Here is a 21,155-nt window from a genome sequence, read left to right on the forward strand (position 1 = left end):
CTATATGCCAATCGAATTCAAACATGTCCATTTTAGCTATGATACATTAGATGAAGCGTTATTTCACGATGTCAATTTAACGCTGGATACATCTTGGAAGCTCGGCTTAATAGGTCGCAATGGTCGTGGTAAAACAACATTATTAAACATGCTTATGAACAAATTATCGTATCGCGGTGAAATATTTAGCGATGAAGAATTTGTTTATTTCCCACAAACAATTCGTGATCCGAACAACATTACGTATTATGCGATTGATGAAGTGACGCCTGTTGAGCTGTGGAAGCTTGAGCGTGAGTGCCAGTTGCTTGGTCTTGATAAAGCACTATTATGGCAACCATTTGAACAGCTTTCGGGCGGTGAGCAAACGAAGGTATTACTGGCTGCGCTCTTTTGTGAGGAACACCGCTTTCCCCTTCTCGATGAACCAACAAATCATTTAGACCGAAAAGCGCGCGAAACTGTTGCGAAGTATTTACAAAAGAAAAAAGGCTTCATCGTCGTTAGCCATGACCGCGCATTTGTTGATGCTGTGGTAGATCATCTATTAGTAATTGAAAAAAGTCAAATTGCTTTATATAAAGGAAATTTCACTACGTACGAACAGCAAAAACAGCTACAAGACGCGTTTGAGCTTGAACAAAACCGCACGCTAAAATCAGAAATTGACCGCTTGCAAAAAACGGCGCGTGAAAAATCAGATTGGGCGGCACAACGTGAAAAACCGTCTGGCAATGACCCATTTGGGAATGCGATTGCGAAACGTATGAATAAACGTTCCAAAGCGATCGAAAAACGTACTACTGAAAAAATTGAGGAAAAAACGAAGCTATTGAAGAATATTGAATCGGTCAGTGATTTAACGATAAACTGTCAGTTCAGCCACCGTAATCCGGTGCTACGTGTGAGGAATTTTTCATTAAGTTATGACGGAGTGCCCCTGTTCAAACCACTTACATTTGAAGTGCTACAAGGTGACCAAGTCGCAATCGTTGGACCTAATGGTAGCGGAAAAACGTCCCTTTTATCGTATTTACAAGGTACATTTACGGGCGAAGTACATGGAGAAGTTTATATGCCTCATGGATTGTCTCAAAGTGCAATTCGTCAGCAGCATCATGACAATGTTGGAATGCTCAAGGATTTTGTTAATGCGCACAATATTGATTACACATTATTTCTAACTAACTTACGCATTTTAGGCTTTGGCCGTGATGAGTTTAATGTCGCGATTGAACATATGAGTAATGGCCAGCAGAAGAAGGTAGAATTCTCAAAATCACTAGGCTCCCCTGCCGAACTGTATGTATGGGATGAGCCACTTAATTACTTAGATGTGTTTAATCAGCAGCAAATCGAGGCAATGATTACACGTTATAAGCCGACGTTGTTATTTGTCGAGCATGATATTACGTTCGTAGAATCCGTTGCTACGAAGGTAATATCGCTTGAGAAGGAAGAGTAAATAGTAGTTTTGCAATAGAAGGTAACTACTTGCAATTTTGCCGTTTAGGTACACAAATGGATCATTTCACTTGTGTACCTACATTTAAATATTGAGTAACTTTACCAACTATCATTATTGCAAAAAATCAAATAGTCTATCAAAAGAATTAATCTCGGCATACGGTTTGATTTCGGTATTATTATCGATTCCATGAGGATTGAACCATATACCCTTTATATTTACTTTTTGACAACCACTTATATCCTTTTCTAGGTCATCTCCAACAAATAAAGTTTCTTCTGGATGCACATTAAGCTTATTCAATGCTAATTCGAATATGCGACTGTCGGGTTTGCTAAATCCTACTTCTTCAGAAATAAGTATTATATCAAAACAACTATTTAAATTAGTATTTATTATTTTAGCTTTCTGTCTCTGAGTTACACCATTTGTTATAATTGTAATGCTTACTTGAGATTTTAGAGTATTTATAATTTTTATGGTATCTTGGCTAATCGAGAAACAATTAGGGAAATTATTATTCCAAAAATCCTGAATGTCATCGCTAGGCAATCGATGTTTTGGTGGGAATTCATCAAAAAATGATTCTATCATTTTGGTTTTATCCCCGTAACCATAAACGCTCTTATCGTATTCTTTGAACTTTTGTAGCATTTCGTTTTTGAATGAATGATGAACGCCTTCATAACATTTTTCTAAAATTACTAAAAACATTTGAACTATTGCCTTATCCCTATCAAGTAAGGTATCATCTAAATCAAATATTATTGCTTTATATCTTCCCAAATAACTTTCCTCCCTTTGATTTCTTGATTATTACTTTGTCCATTACTTCATCCAATGAAATGTTTATTCTTTCTTATTATGCACAGGTTTAACATCTAGTTGATTCACAATAAATTCATTCTTAGTGTCATCGAATTCATAGGTTACTATAATATCAACCACATATGTTGGTGAAGCGTATATTCCAACAGATCCTACAAAATTCAATTTTATCTTTTGATTTTCTAAAAAATAAGTGACTTGACCACCGAAATAAAGTTCATCCTGCTCTAACTTTAAATCTGTTTGTGGATCAATAGCAAAATCAAAATTATGTTCTTCCCCTTGTACTTTCACTGTTATCCCTAATGTATTTCCATCTTTTATTACAACTTTTGACTCCATATGATTCCTAACAATTTCCTCATAACTTGGGACCTTTAATTCATGTAAATCCTTATCCACGATATGTATATCATAAAGACTTAGCTCTGTCCCGCTACCTATCTTTAGAATAATAACAGCTTCTTTCTCTCCATCGCCTGTAACATCTTTATAAAATACTTGAGGGTCAGTGCCCGTATCACCAGGGTTTTCCCAGTTAAAATCTTTAACCTTACCATTCATAACAAGTTTTACGCCATTTGCTTTTTCATATAGCTTTACTTCTTTGTTTTCAGATGATCCTATTAATTTGGCATCTATTATATCCTCTTTTGTTACTTGTTGTTCACTTGATATTTCATTAAAATCTTGTTTTTGTACGTTATCTCCACCATTATCTGTATTACACCCTGAAAACATGACGGCACTCAACAATAACATCGCACTTATATCTTTTTTCAATGTAAATTAAATCCTTTCGCGATCTTTTTAAAAATATAATGAAGTTTTCAATAAATGATTTAAATTACCCTTCCTTCCAATCAGCTCTTTGTCCCATTTTATTCTTCATACCACCTCGGTACAACGCGCGTAAATCCATCATGGTCGGCAGTAAAACGTTTGGCATGCTGCAATAAATTCGCTCCATCCTCCATCAGCTGCCCCCACACAATGGCCGAAAACACACCCATAGCTAAATAGAGCGCGTATAACTCCCAAAATGCTTCGCTCGGCTGACCGCCATAATAGCCCTCAAGCAAACCTTTGCAAAACGGCACACTGAGTTCCGCACTAAACATCCCAAGCTTAATAAAATCATGCACTGGATCACCGTAATCAAATCTACCGAAATCAATAACGCCGTTGTAGTGCCCATCATTCACAATCAAATTCGGTAAATGAAAATCATCGTGCTGTAATACGCTTGGGCGGCCTTTCATCAAATGGATTCGTTCTTCAATAAACTGCATTATTTGCGTATCCCCTTCAATTTTAAGTGGCAGTTCCTGATAACGCGCTATGTATCGGCGGTATTTCGAAACCTGACCTTCATACCAAGTATTTTCATTCGCCTCAATCGTATGAATTTTACGTAAGTCCGCACTTGCAGCAACACCAAGATCATACTGTTGCTGAGCGGATAGCGTATGAATTGCTTCTTCCCCATCGATTCCTTCTATAAAAGACGACACCATTTTGCCCGTCTCAATCGTAATCGGATTCGCGCAATTTACACCACGTCCATAGGCCTCTTCCATAACCGCATATTCGCGTTCTTTACGTTCCTGATTATCAAACAAGCGCACTACTACTTTTTCACCGTTCATCTCCGCGACGTATTTTTTATCCTTTGAAAAGCCTTTAGTAATATCATAGAGTTTTATTTCTCTCATGCCTTCTCCCTTTCTACATTTAGTTCAAAGGAATATTTTAACATTTACGATTTGTTTTGCAAAATTTAAAAAGCGAGATTAATATACAGTATTTGATTGAAGATTATTTTATCTGCATAAATGCTACAAAGAAAAACAAACTAATGAAGAAACTAATTCAACATTTAGGAGGTAAAAAGTTTGAAAAATGACCGCCACGACACCTTTAATAAGCCATCCAAAAATGGGCTTAGTGTAGGAAAAATGATAAATAATACGAAGGAAAATATGCAAGAAGCTGAAATTAGCATGGAATTTGCAACACCCGAGGAACTAGAACATTTAGAGGAGAAAAATGCGCACCGCAAATCGTCAATTGCCCAAATGGAAAAGCAAATAAGGGAGGAAAAAGCTTTCAAAGCCCGAAAAAATGAATTTAAATAACAGAATTTGCCTTCAAAATTGATACGTATGCCTTCTATCCTAAGATTCATCCGATAGAAGGCTTATTTTATTTCACTTCAAACAAAGAAGAATCGCCGTAAAATTACGCGGCATTTTTTAGATAATGAAAGTCCTTTGAACGTCTAGGTTGAAATAACGTGCCAACATATACTATTTTGAGATTTATTTTATATTGGAGGTGAGCACTGTGACATATTATTCGCGACAAAATAGAATGCAAATGCCTCAACAGCAATTTGGGCCTCCCCCTATTGCTAGACAACCATTTGGATATCCAATGCAAAATTCATTTACACCACCAAGAAATTCTAATTACCCAATGTATCCGCAAAATCCCTATAGTTATGGGCAGGGACAGCAGCCTTTTTCGCCATATCAGCAAATGCCAATGCAACGTCCTAATGAAAGACCCGATCATTTAAATACGATTATGGGTCATATGGGGACAATTAATAATGGCCTTAATATGATCAAACAATTCAGTTCTATTATGAGCATATTTAGAGGTTAATTTATCACAATAAGTGAATTGTCTAGAAGTATTTTTAAACCAATATTCACCTAGGCATATGAAATTACTGTATTTCATATGCCTTTTTTCTATTTGATTTTGAATCGTTTATAGTGGCACGTATTTCATGAGTTATGGTAGCGTTAAGCTAAGGTAGGTGACAAAAATGAAAAAATGGCTATTAGTACTTACAACCATAGTATTACTTGCGGCATGTAGTGAAAAAGAAGCAAAAGGTCCAACGATTGACAAGGTTGAAAATGTCAATGAGGACGTGCAATCATTAGTTGATATAACAGAAGATGATAAATTTGCTTCGTTTATTTACAGCGAAACCGGCACGAGTTATTTATTATTAAATGCGACAGGCACAGTATCAGTTGAGATAGAGCCATCGGACAATCTTTTAAATGTACAAATCACTCAAAAAGACGATCAAACACCAGATGAAATTGACGATATTGTCTATGCCCTTAAATTAGATAAAGCATATGAAACCATTCATATCTTTGAAAATGGAAAGGAAATTGAATTTGAAGTTTGGTATGAGTAATTGCTAATTTGATAAGCATCGAATACATAAACATACAGCCCTTCTGAGAAAAGAAGCGTTGTATGTTTTTCTATTTAATTTCGAATTTTAAGCGTATGGACGTAGTTTTTTAGTGTATTTTGCTCAATACATACGTACATAAGAAATAGCATTTATAGAAAAAAAGTAGTGCTTATTTGTGAACTACTTTAATTTCGTCACAATTTTTTCAAATGAATTAACTATACATCCGCTCATTACAGGAAATTTATGTTATACTTTTCCAAAAAGATATATAGTAAATTCATCTTATGGAGGTACGACAATGCTTTCTATATTCACATCAAAAAAAGAGGATATCGATTTATTTAAGCAAAAAATTGATGATTTAAATTCCAAATTAGATAAAAAAGATCATGCGTTTCAGATTTTTTTAAACGAACTACATAAAGAGCTCATTTTAGCGATTGAGCAGCATGACAAAGTAAATAGCCAACATCTTACATTGGGTGCAATGGTGAAGGATATTCTTGCGGAATTTAATCAGGTAGAACAAAGTACGCATCAATCCAATGAGATTTCTATTGATGCGCTAAATAAAAGCAGTAATTTAATCGAGGTATCAAATGTGATGGTGGACGTATCGCAAAAAAGTCACGAAGCCGTAGCAGACGTCAAATCAATCATTGATGAATTAGGACAAGAATCGAAAAAAACGGCTCATAATATGAACGAATTAAGTATTCGTTCAAAAGAAATTGAGGATATCGTAACGGTCATTAGTACGATTTCAAACCAAACAAACTTACTGGCGTTAAATGCTTCAATTGAGGCTGCACGTGCTGGAGAGCATGGCAAGGGCTTTGCTGTTGTAGCAGACGAAGTGAGAAAATTAGCGGAAAGTACAAAACAGAGCGCTGAAAATATTGTAAGTCTAACAAAGGACACGCAGTTACAAATTGAAAAGGTTTCTGAAAATACAAGTCGCAATATGCACATCGTTGAACAAGGTATGAAAACAACCTCTGAAACATCGGAAAAAATTGATCATTTACTAGGCATGATTGACAATGTACAAGTTGAGATTCACTCATTGTTAAGTTTAATTACTAAACAAAAGCAGTCGAATGAACAAGTGCTTAATAATTTTAAGCGCTCAACTTCTATTTTTGACGAAACGAATACCATCCTGATGCAGCATATCGAAGAATCGGATATCGTGACCGTCAAGCTTTTAAATGCGGTTGACAAGGTGAAGCAATATTCAATTGAAAACTAGTTTTTAGCAATATTAATTCATACAACTGTGAAATGAAAAAAAGTTGTTTAATTATACAAGCTCAAACAAAATTACCCCGTTCTAATTTAGGACGGGGTTAGTAATATAGTTGTTTAATTTTTATTGAAGATACTTACCTATCCTAAAAAAAATAACAGTAAAGTCGTTTGAAAATCTAAGTGTTATTGTACAATCGCGCCATATCGTGGATAAGATATTAACACTTTTCATCAAATTTTGGAGCCTTCCTGAACTTGGTTGCCTGTTCAAATGCAAATGCAAATTTTATTAAAACTTCTTCACTAAAAGAAGTGCCCGAAAAAGTTATACCAAATGGCCTTCCATTTTCCATATATCCAGCTGGTACAGCTATAGATGGATATCCAGCTTTAGCACTAATTGTAGACCCAATATATGAAGGGAAAAGAATTGCATCTAATTCATATTTTTTCAATGCGTAATCAATTCCTTGTTCCTGAGAAAAATATAAGTCTTCAATTTTTGCGTTTAAATACTCTGGATTTCTTAATGTATTAGGAAATCTCACTCTATTGTCCAATTTGTCCTGCCCATATTTCAATGCTTTGCCTTCTATACTTTTATTAAACTGAATCAATTCTATTATTGAATGTACCGGCATATGGGATGGCAATTTAGAAAGATAATTATCTAGACTATGCTTTAATTCATATAAGGTTACACCCCAATTCCATTTTCTATGGAAAGAAGGAATCTCGATGTCTTCAATAACGGTTGCACCTTGTTCAATTATAACTTGAATAGCTTTCTCAAATAAATGTTCGTCATACTCACCGGATTCATAATATTCTTTTGGAGCATTATTATAAATTCCAATCCTAGCACCGTTTAATCCATTTGGAATTAAATAACTTTTATAATCTTGATGTAACCTACCCTCACTTTTATATGTAGCAACGTCTTTCTTATCGATACCTATTAATGCGCCTAATAAAATAGCTGCATCTTCAACGGTTCTAGCAAAGGGACCTGCAGTATCCTGAGAATATGTAAAAGGAATTATACCACTTCGACTAATTAAACCAACAGTGGGCTTGATACCGACTACCGAGTTTTGAATTGCAGGACTAAGAATTGATGCATCTGTTTCGGTTCCTACAGATAACATTGAAAAATTTGAAGCAACTGCGACTGCCGACCCTGAACTAGAGCCTCCAACAAAAAGTTTAGAATCACCATATGGATTTAATGTTTGTCCTCCTCTAGAACTGTACCCTGCCCACATTTCACTGGACATTCCATTTGCTAATTCTGTCATGTTTGCCTTACCTAATATAACAGCACCTGCTTCACGGAGCTTTTCCACAAGAAATGCATCGTGATTAGCTAAATAATTTTCTAATGCAATTGTTCCTGCACTTGTATGCATCAAATCATTCGTTTCAATATTGTCCTTGAGTACAACTGGAATACCATGTAAAGGTCCCCTTACACCTTTTAATTGTCTTTCATTATCTAGTGCTTCTGCAATAAATATCGCTTCAGAATTTATTTCAAGCATAGAATTAATTTTTGGTCCATCCTGATCATACTTTGCTATTCTATACAAATAATACATTACTAATTCTTTTGAAGTTATTTCTCCGTTATCCATAGCTTCTTGAATCTCTTTTACTGACAGTTCTTCCCTAAAAAAGCTTTTATAAGTTATCTCCATTCTAGTTAACCAGTCCTTATTTTTATGTATTTTAATCCTTTATATATTCAATAGTTGAGTTGGGAAATCCTTTATATTACAGGCTTCAGATGATTGGAAAAATATCTATAAGCGATTTGGATTTATAGACGTCGGAGAAATGGTTGTATTTGAATAAAGGGTTTGTTACTTCAGCAAAAAAGCTTTAATCCTTCTTAGATTAAAGCTCCTGTTTAGTTAAGTATATTATTTCACAATCTGTTTCCCTTTTTTTATCTCTCATCTTGAAATCAGCTTTAGTTTAACTTATAAACAATCTTATGGTATTACTATTTTTATCTATCTTGATTTTCATAATATGCTTCATCTGCATATTTTTGGTCTGTTCCCTTTAGATAAGCTAAGATCATTTTCGGACGTTTAAGTAAAATCCAGTCTCCATGTTTATCAAACTTTCTAGTTGAAGTTATCATCCCATTTTGAATCGTCCCGTATTTTTTTCCCTTCTTTTTTCCCCACTCTTTTAATCGTTTAGCGAAATCTGCATCTTCTGCCATAAGCATACGTTCATTAAATCCCTTGATCGATTTGAAATCCTCTTTGTAGCACCAAAAGATTCCCACAGAAATTGCACCATATTTAAATAATAGTGGTCCAATTAATAACAAAGTTGAAACAAAAATTCCTAAAGACATTCTGTCAAATTTCCCTGTAACTCCGCCGCCAATGTACTTTCCAGATATTAAGTTCTCTTCTACCTTAGACAACAAAAGTTCGTTCATCTGTGTATCTGCATCAATTGTAACGATGATTTCACCTCTAGCTATTTCAACACCTGCGTTCCTAATCTTAGATAGGTTTTTATCGTTATTCTTTATTACAATACAGTTATAAGATTTTGCAATTTCTTCTGTTCTGTCTGTACATCGATTTAACACAACAATGATTTCAAGTTGATTTTCAAATAATTTCGAGGCTTTTGAAATCGATGCTAGGCATTTTCCAATGTACTTTTCTTCATTAAGGGCGGGTATTATAATTGAAATTTTTATATCCTCTTTATTTTTATTTTTTGCAGAGTTATCTTTTTCGTCCATACAATATTTCCCCCTTAAAATGAAACAATTTTTTTTCCGTAACTGCAAATTGAAACAAACAAGAGTTAATGATTTCACCTTAATTAATTATATGAATTATAGAAATTTAATATTTTCTTAAATATGTCAATAACTAAAACTTTAAGCATACTATTTATTCAATAAACGCAAAATTCCTTTTGAATAATTTTGTTGCATGTTTACTTATAAATATATTCCATTACTTGATTTATATAAGAATTTAACGGCTCCTTGCTATTTACCGTAAGAAAATCGTCATTCAGCGGTTTTTTACAATGCTTAAGTGCATTATGAAAAGCCTCGACGGATTTCACCTCAGAAATTTGACTTAATCGCTTTTGACGACTTGTTAAACGACTATTTATCTCTGAAAAATCATTGAGATAACATTCGATATATTTGTATTTAACTTCAAATTTGCGAGATATTGCAGTACCTCTCTCAATGATTTCACTATATAAACATGGGCTATCTAAAATGACACTTCTCCCCTGTGCTAAATAAAAATCGACTAAAGCAAAATCCATATTATAGGCAATTTTACCGGTAGCGTTTTCTTCAATTTCGCCTTCAACCACCGACTGTAATAATGCCGTTTTCGTAACATCATGGTCTACAATAATACAGCCCGTTCGATTGGCAATTTCTAGTGCTAATGTAGACTTCCCCGAGCCTGGGAAACCGGACATTTGAATAAAGAACATCGTATTGCTCCTTTCATAGCTATTTCAATAGCTTATTCTAATCCAGACTATACACCTCCCGTAACTAATTACTCGGCAAGGGTTGTTTGTTTTTCTGTTGAAGCTCCAGCTCTATATATTCCCGTCGCCATAAAAAGCCGAAGAAAAAGACATAGAAAAGTAGATAGATGAAGATCCAAATAGGAATATAATTTTCCACCTCATTAATATTTAGGTGAATGCCTACTGAAATTAGTAGCTGTGTCAACAGATGCAGGCCAATAAAAAGCTTTGGAAAAATACTTTTTTTCGTTGGTACAATTTCTTTTGACACACTAAAAATGCAGGCTAAATAGAAAATATAAAGTAATCCGATGGCAATCTGCACTACTTGCATCGGGAACGCGACTGGCTCATATAAATACAGCCCTTGTGTTTTTGGTAGAAATAGTTCGACAAATGAATTTATCATCAATGGCACCGCGCAATACATGCCGACCGCTGCGTATGGAACTGTCAGCTTCGAAAACGCAAAAGCCACGATTACATAGCCAATAAAATCCGGAATGATATCGAATCCATTTATATTAAAATCAATGAATAGAAACAGCATACTAATTACGATACGCCTATGAAAATTCATTTTTCCCCTCGCTCCTTCACGACTTCCTCTACCCACTCTGCACTTGGAAGACTATTTAAACTATTGCTGTGCGTTAATACGATTTCATTGTTATATTCATCTAATCCAACCAAGTCAATTGTAAAATGATCCATTTGAAAGCGTGACATACCATCTGTTGTAGCAAGAAAAATCGTATCTTTTCGATCTAATTCAATCGGTTGCACTAAAGGTAGCGACACTTCCTTGTTATTAATTTGGAAGCTTGTCAGTTCGACCCTATCCCCCACCACGTTCACATCCGTTAATGTAAATGATTTACGTAGCCGATAGCGTGCCTCCGTGCCATTTGATCCAGCTGAGCTTCTGATAAATTCAAGGAAATCGTTATGCGCTGTTTTTCGATGTGTTAGCGTGACTTTCTCTGAATAGCCATCTGTAAAATACAATGTTCCCTCTGTTGCGTTTGCTAATTGATTGGCTAATTCTTTCGTTTGTAGCCCAATGGTTGGGGCAAAAATCGCATAATACGCATACTTGGCATAGCTTTGGTCTTGAATTGGCTGCATTGAAGGATTATACATAAACCAATCATTATGCCCCGGATAGAAGTGCATCCCATCAATTTCAATGGTTTGCAACTCACTCGGTCGCATCAAATTTGAAATAAACGAGATGTTAATTTGATTCGTATCACCATTGACTTCAGTAGCTATCACAATCGGTTTCTCCAGCATTTTTGATTCATAATAAACAATGCTCGCAAATTGGAAAAGCCCCACAACAGCAAGAATCACCAGTAATTTTTTCAACCTTCTCCCCCTATCCAGTTATTTGTAATTGAATAAAATCAACACTATGTATATTTTATTTTATAACAAAAATTGGAATTAGGCATCGTTATCCATACATTAAAAAATCAAGTATTTCCCTTCACACTCCAATTACAAAATATGAAACTTATTAAATAAACCTTCTATCTTCAGTCTTCAATACAACCAATATTTTCTTTTGCTTTGCTATTCAATCGTTAGGCGTCTTTCTTTAACTAAGTATTGTTCATAAATTGAACTGAAGACAATCGGAAGTGTATTTTTTACCATCTAAAAAAGCATCTCCTTAGTTGAATCACTCGATCCTACTTGAGATGCTCATCATTTATTTATACTGTCAGTAATATTACGCTGGGGGACTTCTACTGTATCAAGTTAAAACTATTACGATCAGTCAAAACGGTCCTGACTTTTCGTAACAGTTTAATTAAATAACTTTATAGATCTTTACGTTATAGCATTTTTTCAATAACAGCCTTTGCAGTTCGTTCTTTGTTGGGAACTGCTTCCGTAATCGTTCGTTTAAAATATTCAAAGTAGAGAAGATCTAAAAGATACAGTTGCGCGATTTTTGCAGATAAACTCCCCCCTTGAAGTGGACCTTCATTCGCACCGCTAAGCAAAGTAATGTCCGAGAAGCTCGTCAAAGGGGATTTTGCGAATCTTGTAATGGAAATAATTTTTGCGCCGCGTTCTTTTGCTACTTTTGCCACTTCGATCGTATCTTTTGTTGAACCTGAATAGGAAATGAGGATCGCTACATCTTTTTCTGTCATTAAGGCAGCGGACATTACTTGAAGATGTGAATCGATCGAGCATTCCGTTTTATTCGTAATCCTCATAAACTTGTTTTTCGCTTCCATTGCGGTCATTAAGGAGGAACCTACCCCAAAAAAGTGAATCCTTTCCGCTTGTACCATACTTTCAACGGCATCGGAAATATCAATTTCTGACATTAAATTATACGTCTCTGTTAGTGCATTTACATTTGAGGATAATGCTTTAGAAGCTAACTCTCCAATCGTGTCTTGCAAAGTAATAACGCTGGATAGTTGTGGGGTTTCGTCATCAAGGGAAATGCTATGTGCTAAAACAATTTTAAATTCTTGGTATCCTTTCAAATCCATCGTTTTGCAAAATCTAAAAACACTGGATTCCCCTACATTGCATGCGTCTGCTAAATCCGTTATGGACATGTAAATAACGTCTTTCATATTTTCAAGAATATAGTCAGCCACTTTTTTCTCTGTGTTCGTGAATGAATTATACCTTGAATGAATGAGTGAAAAAATATCTTGGTTTCCCATGTTGAACTCCTTTATTTTCAATTTTGATGAAGTGACACTGCACCAAGAAGTCCGGCCTTATTGCCAAGGGAGGCTTTCATAATTTTCACATCTGAAAAGCACTCCATAGTCAACTCTCGAACTTTACTTGATACCATATTGACAACACTTTCCTGCTCCATTACGCCGCCACCGATAATAATTGCTGGTGGGTTAAAAATGTGAATAAGGGATGTGAGGCCTAATGCTACTTCTTCAACCCAATCATGAAGAACTTTTGCGAGGCTTTTATCTCCCTCAGCTAATCGATCAAAAAATAGGCGACCATTTATTACGTCAGGATGTATTTCCTGTGCTTTTTTAATTAAAGCGGTTGTCGAGGCATATGTTTCATAGCAACCTGCCTTGCTACAGTTACACTTATTTCCAAAAGGGTGGGTAATGATATGCCCAAACATTGCCGCCAAACCGTTATTCCCTTTATATAGTTTTGAATTCATTACAATGGCACCACCAATACCTGTACCATATGTTAAACATAAAAAATCATTAAACTCCTTGGCAACACCAAAGTGCAGTTCTCCTAAAGCGGCTGCATATACATCATTTTCAACTTTAACGGGAACTTTAAAGTGATTTTCTAAAATTTTCTTTAATTTTGTGCCGGTATAGTACGGAATATTGTCGTTCGCATAAATGATCGAACCTTCTATACTATTAACCTGCCCAGCAGTGCTAATGCCAATCGCATCAAAGTCCTCGTATTCACTTATTATCTTAATTAGTTTTTCAACTAAATATTTTCCACCTTTTTCACTTTCCGTGCCGAACGCTTTCAATAATTCAATCTTACCCTCTTTATTTGAGATGCCAACTTTTATAGATGTTCCGCCAATATCGGCTGCCAATATTTTCATTTTCGTCATCCTCTACATCTATCTTTTCTAGCAGAATAATAACTTCTTTATTCATCTTTTATGGCAGAAATAAATCTTTTGGTAATTTCCATAGGTCTCGTAATCGCTGTGCCAACGACAGCTGTATGAACGCCTACTTCGAAAACGCGCTTCAGTTGCTCCGGCGTCCAAATTCCCCCTTCAGCAATGACAGGGATCGGGAAATCCTGTACTAATTTTTCCATTAACGCTAGATTGGGTAATTGCTGCCCCATTGTATATTCCGTATAACCGCTTAATGTTGTACCTAAGCAATCAAACCCTAATTCATAAGCCTCTTTCGCTTCTTCATAGGTCGAACAATCCGCCATAAAAATTTGCTCTTTATACGTTTCCCTAATTTCAGGGAATACTTCACTGATTGTCTTTCCGTCAGGTCGAATCCTTTTCGTTGCATCGAGTGCAATAATATCTACACCTTCCACGTAAAGAAGTTCAATTTCTTTATTTGTCGGTGTTATAAATACATCCGACCCTTCATACACCTGCTTAATAATGCCAATAATCGGCAGTTCAACAACCTTTTTCATTTCTTTAATATCTTCCACACTATTAGCTCGAATCCCCTTTGCTCCTCCAAGCATTGCAGCGTAAGCCATTTTACTCATAATAAAAGGGCTATGAAGGGGTTCTTCTGGAAGCGCCTGACATGAAACGATTAATTGTCCATGAATACGACTAAAAATTCTTTGTTTATTATTCATTTACATACATCTCCACGTAAAAAATATTACATCGTCCGCGTCTCTTAAAGAGGCCGGGAGTAAAGCAGGTGCTTTACTCCCGGCCTTACGTATTTTCGATGAAAATAAAAGACTGTTATTTTATTCAATATATAGAGCTGTCTTAATTTGTTGAGGTTGCCGATTGCCAAATTGACCTCCATCTAATGTTCCTCGTAATTATTATGGCTAAACAAACAACTACTGTATTTTGCATAATTTAAATACACATTTTTAACAATTGGAAAATTGAAATTCCGAAATCAGTGCTGAGGAACACAATTTCCGGTAAAAACAGCTCCAAATAGAAGCCTACTTTACAAAAAATCTTAATGTATTTAATAAATCATTTTCCCAAACACGCCAGAGATGTTCATCTTGCGTTTCTTTATAGTTCACATTTGCACTGTGTAAAAGAAAGCATTTATACAATTGACGGTTTCTCGTCAAAATATATAATTTTTCGTTTGACATGGGGGTAATAAATTCGTCTTCGTAAATACCAACAGTTTGATATACATGCCACCCCGAAAGATTCAGGTTCCCTATTCGCCCTATATCCTCTATTGACACCGCAGGAGATTGTAGCATTAAATGCGTCCATCGATCCGGGTTGTCCAATGCAATATTTAAACTAATATTACCTGCCAACGAATCTCCTAATAGCCCTCTTTTTAAAATCACTTCAACCTGTAAACTTTTCTCGAAAGTGGGGATAAATTCGTCGTTCATAAAGCGAATATAGTGCGAAAATAGCGCACCCTTGCTACTAAATGATGCCCATCTTTCAAACGAATCTCCAGGATGAATGCACACAAATACAAGGTGCTGTGCTAGTTCAGGATTGTCACGTACTAAATGAAGCATAGCTTGTTCTAAATTGCCCAATTCCAAATAGTCAAATCCGTCCTGAACATATACTATATACGCATTTTTTATATCATTACACATCGTGAGAACTGTATAATTTATCGCTTTATTTAAATGCAAACTATTGAACACACTATGACTTTTATTCATTACATTTAGCTCCTTCTAGCAGCGTGGCAATATACGTATTCATTATCTGCGTGCTTTATTTTATGAACCTTTCAAATTCGCCCCACCATTGATAATCCTCTAAATAGATCGTGTCAAATAACATAACCCCATTTGTTTGTTCTTTACATAACTTTACAGCCTTCAAAAATTGCTCGACATTATCTTGATAATCTTTCAAATACAAACTAGCGATAACAGGTATTTGTCCATTAATCACTTCTTTGCTCATTTCAATTGCACCTTCAACGCTGTACCAATTGGCTGGTCTTTGATTGTTTTTAGCCTCTTCTATCGTGACTTCTGGGTAATAGCAGCCTGTCATGATAAAATCAAATTCCTCTGCATACGCTGCTGTGCAGTATGTATCAGAAACCCATTCGAAAGATGGCTGATACGTTTTGCTGCCCCAGTTGACACCTTCATTGTAATAAAGTGGGTACCACGAACCAACATATACAGTAAAAATTAAATCTGTGTTTTTTGTTTTCACTACATTCCTTGCTTTTTTAACAAAATTCTTAATATTATTTGCTCGGAACTCTGCCCATTTAGGGAACAGCTTACCAAAAACAGGTTTTTTATGCTCCACTGTCATAATATCTGTCGGCCAATTTTCTATTTTTTGTTCAATGTAAGCTTCAAATTTCTCTTTGCTTAAACGACTAAAATCGCCATAAATATTCGGATAACGGCATCGATCTAATACGACACCATCGATTTCGTAATGATTAATAATTTCTTGAATAATAGATAATTCGTATGCTTCCACTTCTGGGTGAATTGGATTGACGAAAATGGTCGGATCATTATGATTTTCCATAGCTGTCGGCATATTAGAAAATGACTCATCATAGAGCGTAACTCTCCACTCTGGTTTGCTATATACCATTCCTTCTTTATTGATGCCACTGCCTTCTGAAAACACATCAACATTTGCAATAACCTTCAAACCAGTCCCTTTGGCATGTTCAATCATCTCCTGAAGAAAATCTCGGCCTTCCCATCTCTTATATTGTTCATCTTTCATTTCGCTTACATGGAAGGCAAATTGACTTGGATATGTTGTAAATCCATATGGAATTTTCGCATCAACTACTAAATGCGTTATTTTACAATTTTGGGCATGTTCGATTAACTCTTTCATTTTATTAGCATCTAGCAATCTAGTAGCATTTGCTAAAAAATCTACCCATAAAATATTCGATTGTTCCATTTAGTTCTTCCTTTCCTTATAAGTCAATATCCTCTGGCCAATGAAGCTGAACGCCATTAGCAAGAAGTAACGATTGGTACTCTTTCAAATACTTTTCCTCTTGTCTTACCTGATGAGGCGTAACCTGATTCAACATCGAAAATGCCACTAAATATCCTGCTGATTCACCAATATTCCACTCTGTTGGATGAAGCCTATAGCAGCCATTTGTAATTTGTGTTGTGCCAATATTTTTACAAGCTGGAATTACATTTTTTACGCGGATAGGCAGTAAGGCGCCTAATGGGATTTCATAAGGATAGTTTGGTATATAAAAGCTTCGGTTCGTTACCGTCGTATGATGTAGATCTAAATGATAGCTACCAACACCGACACTATCGAAATAGGTGCAAATGCCTTTTTCACCCCTTATTTCCTTACTAACTTCTTGCTCTGTTATTGTATGCATGGCTTTAATTCTTCTCGATTCTCGAATATATGGATACTTTGCTAGCCCATCCTCTGTACCCATAACATCCTTTCGAAGCCTTAAACTAGGAAAACCTTTTCCCCCATCTAATCTTGGCGCCTCTGTTTGAAGCCAGTATAAGAGGGATAAGCTTTGTTGTTTAGCATTTTTTAAGTTCTTCTCAATTTCCTCATTAGAAACTCCAATAATTGGCCCTAGAAAATAATCATTTTGCGCCCAATTTATTAGTGATATATCACCCTCATATAGCGCTCCATCAATATTATTAGTATCCAGTATTCTCCGATATGTAAACAAAGAGGGTATCTGTTGTTCATTGGGGAATAATGTGAATTCCTTTAATTTTGTCGTATCATCAGCATCTACTGCATACCAGCTAAATAAAGGAAGGTGCGAGAACTTTGGCATATAGTTACGCCAAAAATCATATTGCTCTGGCTTTTCAATAACAAAATTTCCACCCTCTATATAATCAACAGCAAAAACATAAGTAAAGGACTGCATATCTTTCGGATTTGATTCTTCTAATGCATGAGGTTCCCCAGTAATTAATCTAGATTCAGCACCTGTTACATATTCAACCCCTGCAATTGGTAAGACATCACCACATTCAGTTGCATCCAAAAAATAGTGCCCACTCAATTCAATTTTTGCCAACTCATTGACATGTACAACTGTGATGGACTGTACCGTATCTCCGTCCTTTGTTGCCTCTATCGGTTTATAGTTATATAAAATTTTTATTTTCCCACTATTTACAAAGGGTGCCAGCATATCGGAAATTACATTTAGCGCAACTTTAGGCTCATGTGCCAGCCTACTCACCCAGCCATTGCCAGGATTCAATAAATCATTTTCTTTTGCTTCTTTAGTAAGTGGATAGTTGTCACGATAATATTGACGCACTCGATTCCTAAATTCTCGGTACGTGCTCGTGCAGCCAAAGTGCTCAATCCATCGATGTTCATCTGGCGGTACTCCTTGACTTGTAAGTTGTCCACCTAACCAATCTGTTTCCTCCGTCATAATAACCTGATAGCCCATTTTGGCAACCGCTAATGCTGCCATACAACCTCCTAGGCCTCCACCTATTACAATAACATCCGAATTTTCTTGTTTCATCATATAGAAGCCCCCCTTTAGTCACTAGCTTTCTCATTCCTTGCCTATTTGATATGTTCAACAGTCAAGCCAACTTCAAACATCCGGCTCCATGGCATCGTACATTCCTTGATGTGTATGCTATTTTCATCATCGATTAGATGCTCTTGTATAAATGAGGTTAGTTGTGATTGCACAATGTTAGCAACGACCCCTTTTTTGCCATCCACACGGAAGTAATTGTAACCTAGCTCAGGTAATCTGTTATTCGTTACATCATTCCTTACATAGCTACAATATCCCGCATCTTCTACATAGCGTAATGCTAAAAAATTGCGATGGGCTTGTGATTCCCCAAAAATATTGTAAAACATCCCCTGCGCTATGCATGTACCTAATGAATTTGAACTTGTATTCCAACCTGCATAGCCAGCCAATGAGAAAAGAATGTTTTTATATTTCATTAATTTTAATAGCTCTAAGTCTGAACCATTCGCGAAAGCTACATCCGCTACGATACAAGGAATAGTTCGTTTCTTCACCGTGAATTCAAGCTGCTCAACAAAATCAATAAGATTTCGATTCACTTGATAAGTTGTACTCAGGTCCCCTTGACAGGAAGCCTCTAACATTGGTTCTACAGGTGCATTTACAAATAAAACAAGATCCGCTTCTTGCATATTTGTCGTCATCAGTCCCCCCGCAGCTAATATTTGATATTTAAGTGTCTCCAATAATGGCCTGTCTTCGTATAGTGGCGTAACTGCAGGTCCTTGACTACTCGAAAATACCGGATAAATCAACGGTCTCTTGTCTTTAAAAGCGTTCAACATTCTGGCAAGTAAAGTGCAACCAACTTCATCCGCGCCTGGATACATATAGACATCTAGTTCTAAATGATGGGCTGCAATAGCTCCTCTTACTGCCTGTTGATCCATAGCGGTCCAACCATAGGGAGCCGAATCATCTTGCGGAATAATAAGAAAATCAATGATTCCCTTGCTCACATATTCGAGTACAAGTTGATTGACACCGACATTAACCTTTCTTCTAGCTAAATAATCCTCAACATGCTCTTTAGGCAATTGACACTTTAATGCTTCACATTCCTTTTTCTCCTCCAATGATGCGAGGTTAGCAGCTATTAAATGTGAAAGTTCGCCATACCGGAAAATTTCCTTTCCCCAGTACTCATAGTAATCGGGCTCTTCATCATTACTAGAATACTGAGGACATCTCATAATGAGATTAAAAGCATATATTTTTACGTTTGAGTTACCCGCTTTAATTCTTGAAAGTTTGTTTAGTATTTTTTCGCAATCCTCTAACGACAATTGATGCAGTCTTGAAGGGATAATTCCGCCAAATAATAATGTATCTATTGAAAGAATAAGACCATCTGCATCCATGGACTCCTTATATAACCAATCCCATAGTTGTTCTATGTCCCCTGGTTTCTTTTTTTCCCCCATTAAATTTAAACTAGGGCGTACGAGATTTACTTCCGTTTGGTCGGTTAAAAGGTTTGGAAAAGAATAATTACATGGTCGCTCATCTAATGGAACATAAACAATTTTTTGCATGTATACACCCCCTCGTAATCGATGTTTATCAATTACGCCCCAGCGTAATTGCGTCCAGATTTTTTCGAGCTCGCTCGAAAACCTCCCCTAAAAAATCTGTGACATCCGCCGGAGCTTAACTTGATTCAGCCGGGGTTTGAATCCCCACTGAATAGAATTACTTTTTCGGCATTCATCCCCCACTTATAGAAGTAGGGGACTTCTGCTGAATCATGTTAAAAAATTTGCAGACCATCTATCCTTTTATAGCTCCTGAAATGCCTTCCATAAAGTATTTTTGAGTTAATAAAAATACGATAATAATAGGAAGAACAGAGATAACCGTTCCAGCTGCTATCCATCCAAAGTTATAAGAAAACTGTCCATTTAGGAAACTTAAAGCAGAAGCTAATGGGTACTTGTCTGTATTCAATACGATAATTGGCCATAAAAAGCTGTTCCAACTTGCCATAAATTCGAATAAGGCAACAACAGCAATCGCTGGTTTTATCATCGGCATCATCAGTTGCCACCAAATACGTAATTCAGAGGCACCATCCATCTTTCCAGAATCCCTAATGTCGCTAGGAATCCCCATAAATGCCTGCCTAAATAGAAATACATTAAAAACGGTTACTAAGCCTGGAAGTACCACGCCAGTAAATGTATTGATTAAACCAAGCTTATTTATTGTTAAATAATTGACAACTAGACCCGCAGCAGCAGGGATAATCATCGTAGCAATCAACGCCACAAAAATAATATTCTTCCCTTTAAACTTGAATATAGCTAATGGATATGCGGTTAAACTACATAATAAAATACTGAATACCACACCAAAAAATGTGATAATGACTGTATTCCATATGTATTTAAGGAAATCCATATACTGCCAAACATCTACATAATTTTTAAAATCAATAAATGTCGGAAATATAGCAGGTGGAAAAGCAAATACATTTTTCCCAGGCATTAGCGAAACACTTAGTAACCAAAGGAATGGCCCCATCATTAAAAGAGCAAATAGCATTAACGGTATATAAATAAGGACTTTATTTTGAATGGTTTTTAGTAGTTTTCTATTTTTCATCGCTTTA

21 protein-coding genes and 1 pseudogene are annotated in these 21,155 nt (G+C 35.9%); 6 read left to right on the plus strand and 16 right to left on the minus strand.

Translation table 11 applies throughout. From position 1 onward, the window contains the following. Window positions 1-4 precede the first annotated feature (4 nt). Window positions 5-1,465 carry a ribosomal protection-like ABC-F family protein gene (gene abc-f / locus LZ480_RS15975; RefSeq protein ID WP_241370546.1) on the plus strand — a complete coding sequence of 487 codons (1,461 nt, stop codon included), beginning with the start codon at window positions 5-7 and terminating at the stop codon, window positions 1,463-1,465. A gap of 114 nt (window positions 1,466-1,579) precedes the next feature. Here abc-f and LZ480_RS15980 read toward each other — a convergent pair whose 3' ends face one another. The 3 genes from LZ480_RS15980 to LZ480_RS15990 form a co-directional block, all read right to left on the minus strand. Next, window positions 1,580-2,236, minus strand: coding sequence for an HAD family hydrolase (locus LZ480_RS15980; RefSeq protein ID WP_241370627.1), 657 nt, complete (start codon window positions 2,234-2,236; stop codon window positions 1,580-1,582). 81 nt (window positions 2,237-2,317) lie between these two features. Further along, window positions 2,318-3,079: a hypothetical protein gene (locus LZ480_RS15985; protein ID WP_241370547.1), complete on the minus strand. Its 762-nt coding sequence runs from the start codon at window positions 3,077-3,079 to the stop codon at window positions 2,318-2,320. Window positions 3,080-3,177: 98 nt separating this feature from the next. Further along, a complete protein-coding gene (locus LZ480_RS15990) occupies window positions 3,178-4,011 on the minus strand; it encodes an aminoglycoside phosphotransferase family protein (protein ID WP_241370548.1) in 834 nt (277 codons plus the stop codon). Window positions 4,012-4,191: 180 nt separating this feature from the next. Between LZ480_RS15990 and LZ480_RS15995 the strand changes: the two genes are divergently transcribed. The 4 genes from LZ480_RS15995 (at window position 4,192) to LZ480_RS16010 (ending at window position 6,777) form a co-directional block, all read left to right on the plus strand. Continuing rightward, entirely contained in the window at window positions 4,192-4,434 is a 243-nt protein-coding gene (locus LZ480_RS15995) for a spore protein Tlp (RefSeq protein WP_241370549.1), read from the plus strand. Window positions 4,435-4,642: 208 nt separating this feature from the next. Continuing rightward, window positions 4,643-4,966, plus strand: a complete 324-nt coding sequence (locus LZ480_RS16000; RefSeq protein WP_241370550.1) for a hypothetical protein — start codon at window positions 4,643-4,645, stop codon at window positions 4,964-4,966. A gap of 166 nt (window positions 4,967-5,132) precedes the next feature. After that, window positions 5,133-5,519: a hypothetical protein gene (locus LZ480_RS16005; protein ID WP_241370551.1), complete on the plus strand. Its 387-nt coding sequence runs from the start codon at window positions 5,133-5,135 to the stop codon at window positions 5,517-5,519. A gap of 304 nt (window positions 5,520-5,823) precedes the next feature. Further along, complete coding sequence (locus LZ480_RS16010) at window positions 5,824-6,777, plus strand: methyl-accepting chemotaxis protein (RefSeq protein WP_241370552.1); 954 nt, start codon at window positions 5,824-5,826, stop codon at window positions 6,775-6,777. A gap of 217 nt (window positions 6,778-6,994) precedes the next feature. Here the strand turns inward: LZ480_RS16010 and LZ480_RS16015 are convergent, their stop codons facing one another. Beyond that, the gene (locus LZ480_RS16015) at window positions 6,995-8,473 is read right to left on the minus strand and encodes an amidase family protein (RefSeq protein ID WP_241370553.1); all 1,479 of its coding nucleotides are present in this window, start codon (window positions 8,471-8,473) and stop codon (window positions 6,995-6,997) included. 64 nt (window positions 8,474-8,537) lie between these two features. On the opposite strand from LZ480_RS16015, the pseudogene LZ480_RS16020 reads away from it, so the two are divergent. Next, a pseudogene (locus tag LZ480_RS16020) lies at window positions 8,538-8,630 on the plus strand (GNAT family N-acetyltransferase); the annotation flags it as partial. 157 nt (window positions 8,631-8,787) lie between these two features. On the opposite strand, the gene LZ480_RS16025 reads toward LZ480_RS16020, so the two are convergent. The 12 genes from LZ480_RS16025 to LZ480_RS16080 form a co-directional block, all read right to left on the minus strand. After that, on the minus strand, window positions 8,788-9,549 hold the full coding sequence (locus tag LZ480_RS16025) for a glycosyltransferase (protein ID WP_241370554.1): 762 nt from the start codon (window positions 9,547-9,549) through the stop codon (window positions 8,788-8,790). 200 nt (window positions 9,550-9,749) lie between these two features. Continuing rightward, window positions 9,750-10,274, minus strand: a complete 525-nt coding sequence (locus LZ480_RS16030; protein WP_241370555.1) for an AAA family ATPase — start codon at window positions 10,272-10,274, stop codon at window positions 9,750-9,752. Window positions 10,275-10,338: 64 nt separating this feature from the next. Beyond that, the gene (locus LZ480_RS16035) at window positions 10,339-10,896 is read right to left on the minus strand and encodes a hypothetical protein (protein ID WP_241370556.1); all 558 of its coding nucleotides are present in this window, start codon (window positions 10,894-10,896) and stop codon (window positions 10,339-10,341) included. Beyond that, a complete protein-coding gene (locus tag LZ480_RS16040; protein WP_241370557.1) occupies window positions 10,893-11,687 on the minus strand; it encodes a hypothetical protein in 795 nt (264 codons plus the stop codon). Before LZ480_RS16040 ends, LZ480_RS16035 begins: the two co-directional genes overlap by 4 nt. Before the next feature lie 473 nt (window positions 11,688-12,160). After that, entirely contained in the window at window positions 12,161-13,015 is an 855-nt protein-coding gene (locus tag LZ480_RS16045; protein WP_241370558.1) for a MurR/RpiR family transcriptional regulator, read from the minus strand. Window positions 13,016-13,032: 17 nt separating this feature from the next. Next, window positions 13,033-13,911: an ROK family protein gene (locus tag LZ480_RS16050; RefSeq protein ID WP_241370559.1), complete on the minus strand. Its 879-nt coding sequence runs from the start codon at window positions 13,909-13,911 to the stop codon at window positions 13,033-13,035. Window positions 13,912-13,958: 47 nt separating this feature from the next. After that, a complete protein-coding gene (locus LZ480_RS16055) occupies window positions 13,959-14,654 on the minus strand; it encodes an N-acetylmannosamine-6-phosphate 2-epimerase (protein ID WP_241370560.1) in 696 nt (231 codons plus the stop codon). Between the two features lie 330 nt (window positions 14,655-14,984). Further along, entirely contained in the window at window positions 14,985-15,692 is a 708-nt protein-coding gene (locus tag LZ480_RS16060) for an alpha/beta hydrolase-fold protein (RefSeq protein ID WP_241370561.1), read from the minus strand. A gap of 55 nt (window positions 15,693-15,747) precedes the next feature. After that, window positions 15,748-16,926: an alpha amylase family protein gene (locus tag LZ480_RS16065; protein WP_241370562.1), complete on the minus strand. Its 1,179-nt coding sequence runs from the start codon at window positions 16,924-16,926 to the stop codon at window positions 15,748-15,750. A gap of 16 nt (window positions 16,927-16,942) precedes the next feature. After that, window positions 16,943-18,520: an FAD-dependent oxidoreductase gene (locus LZ480_RS16070; RefSeq protein WP_241370563.1), complete on the minus strand. Its 1,578-nt coding sequence runs from the start codon at window positions 18,518-18,520 to the stop codon at window positions 16,943-16,945. Window positions 18,521-18,561: 41 nt separating this feature from the next. After that, entirely contained in the window at window positions 18,562-20,079 is a 1,518-nt protein-coding gene (locus LZ480_RS16075) for a DUF4127 family protein (protein WP_241370564.1), read from the minus strand. A 235-nt stretch (window positions 20,080-20,314) separates the two neighbouring features. Beyond that, window positions 20,315-21,148: a carbohydrate ABC transporter permease gene (locus tag LZ480_RS16080; protein WP_408641631.1), complete on the minus strand. Its 834-nt coding sequence runs from the start codon at window positions 21,146-21,148 to the stop codon at window positions 20,315-20,317. Window positions 21,149-21,155: the final 7 nt, after the last annotated feature.

This window comes from Solibacillus palustris, assembly GCF_022549215.1.
Lineage (GTDB): Bacteria > Bacillota > Bacilli > Bacillales_A > Planococcaceae > Solibacillus > Solibacillus daqui.

Coding starts and splice junctions, on each gene's coding strand:
- LZ480_RS16045 (WP_241370558.1), bottom strand. CDS start 13,015: ATGGGAAACCAAGATATTTTTTCACTCATTCATTCAAGGTATAATTCA.
- LZ480_RS16005 (WP_241370551.1), top strand. CDS start 5,133: ATGAAAAAATGGCTATTAGTACTTACAACCATAGTATTACTTGCGGCA.
- LZ480_RS16060 (WP_241370561.1), bottom strand. CDS start 15,692: ATGAATAAAAGTCATAGTGTGTTCAATAGTTTGCATTTAAATAAAGCG.
- LZ480_RS16080 (WP_408641631.1), bottom strand. CDS start 21,148: ATGAAAAATAGAAAACTACTAAAAACCATTCAAAATAAAGTCCTTATT.
- abc-f (WP_241370546.1), top strand. CDS start 5: ATGCCAATCGAATTCAAACATGTCCATTTTAGCTATGATACATTAGAT.
- LZ480_RS16035 (WP_241370556.1), bottom strand. CDS start 10,896: ATGAATTTTCATAGGCGTATCGTAATTAGTATGCTGTTTCTATTCATT.
- LZ480_RS16075 (WP_241370564.1), bottom strand. CDS start 20,079: ATGCAAAAAATTGTTTATGTTCCATTAGATGAGCGACCATGTAATTAT.
- LZ480_RS16070 (WP_241370563.1), bottom strand. CDS start 18,520: ATGATGAAACAAGAAAATTCGGATGTTATTGTAATAGGTGGAGGCCTA.
- LZ480_RS15990 (WP_241370548.1), bottom strand. CDS start 4,011: ATGAGAGAAATAAAACTCTATGATATTACTAAAGGCTTTTCAAAGGAT.
- LZ480_RS16065 (WP_241370562.1), bottom strand. CDS start 16,926: ATGGAACAATCGAATATTTTATGGGTAGATTTTTTAGCAAATGCTACT.
- LZ480_RS16010 (WP_241370552.1), top strand. CDS start 5,824: ATGCTTTCTATATTCACATCAAAAAAAGAGGATATCGATTTATTTAAG.
- LZ480_RS16055 (WP_241370560.1), bottom strand. CDS start 14,654: ATGAATAATAAACAAAGAATTTTTAGTCGTATTCATGGACAATTAATC.
- LZ480_RS16025 (WP_241370554.1), bottom strand. CDS start 9,549: ATGGACGAAAAAGATAACTCTGCAAAAAATAAAAATAAAGAGGATATA.
- LZ480_RS16050 (WP_241370559.1), bottom strand. CDS start 13,911: ATGAAAATATTGGCAGCCGATATTGGCGGAACATCTATAAAAGTTGGC.
- LZ480_RS16015 (WP_241370553.1), bottom strand. CDS start 8,473: ATGGAGATAACTTATAAAAGCTTTTTTAGGGAAGAACTGTCAGTAAAA.
- LZ480_RS16030 (WP_241370555.1), bottom strand. CDS start 10,274: ATGTTCTTTATTCAAATGTCCGGTTTCCCAGGCTCGGGGAAGTCTACA.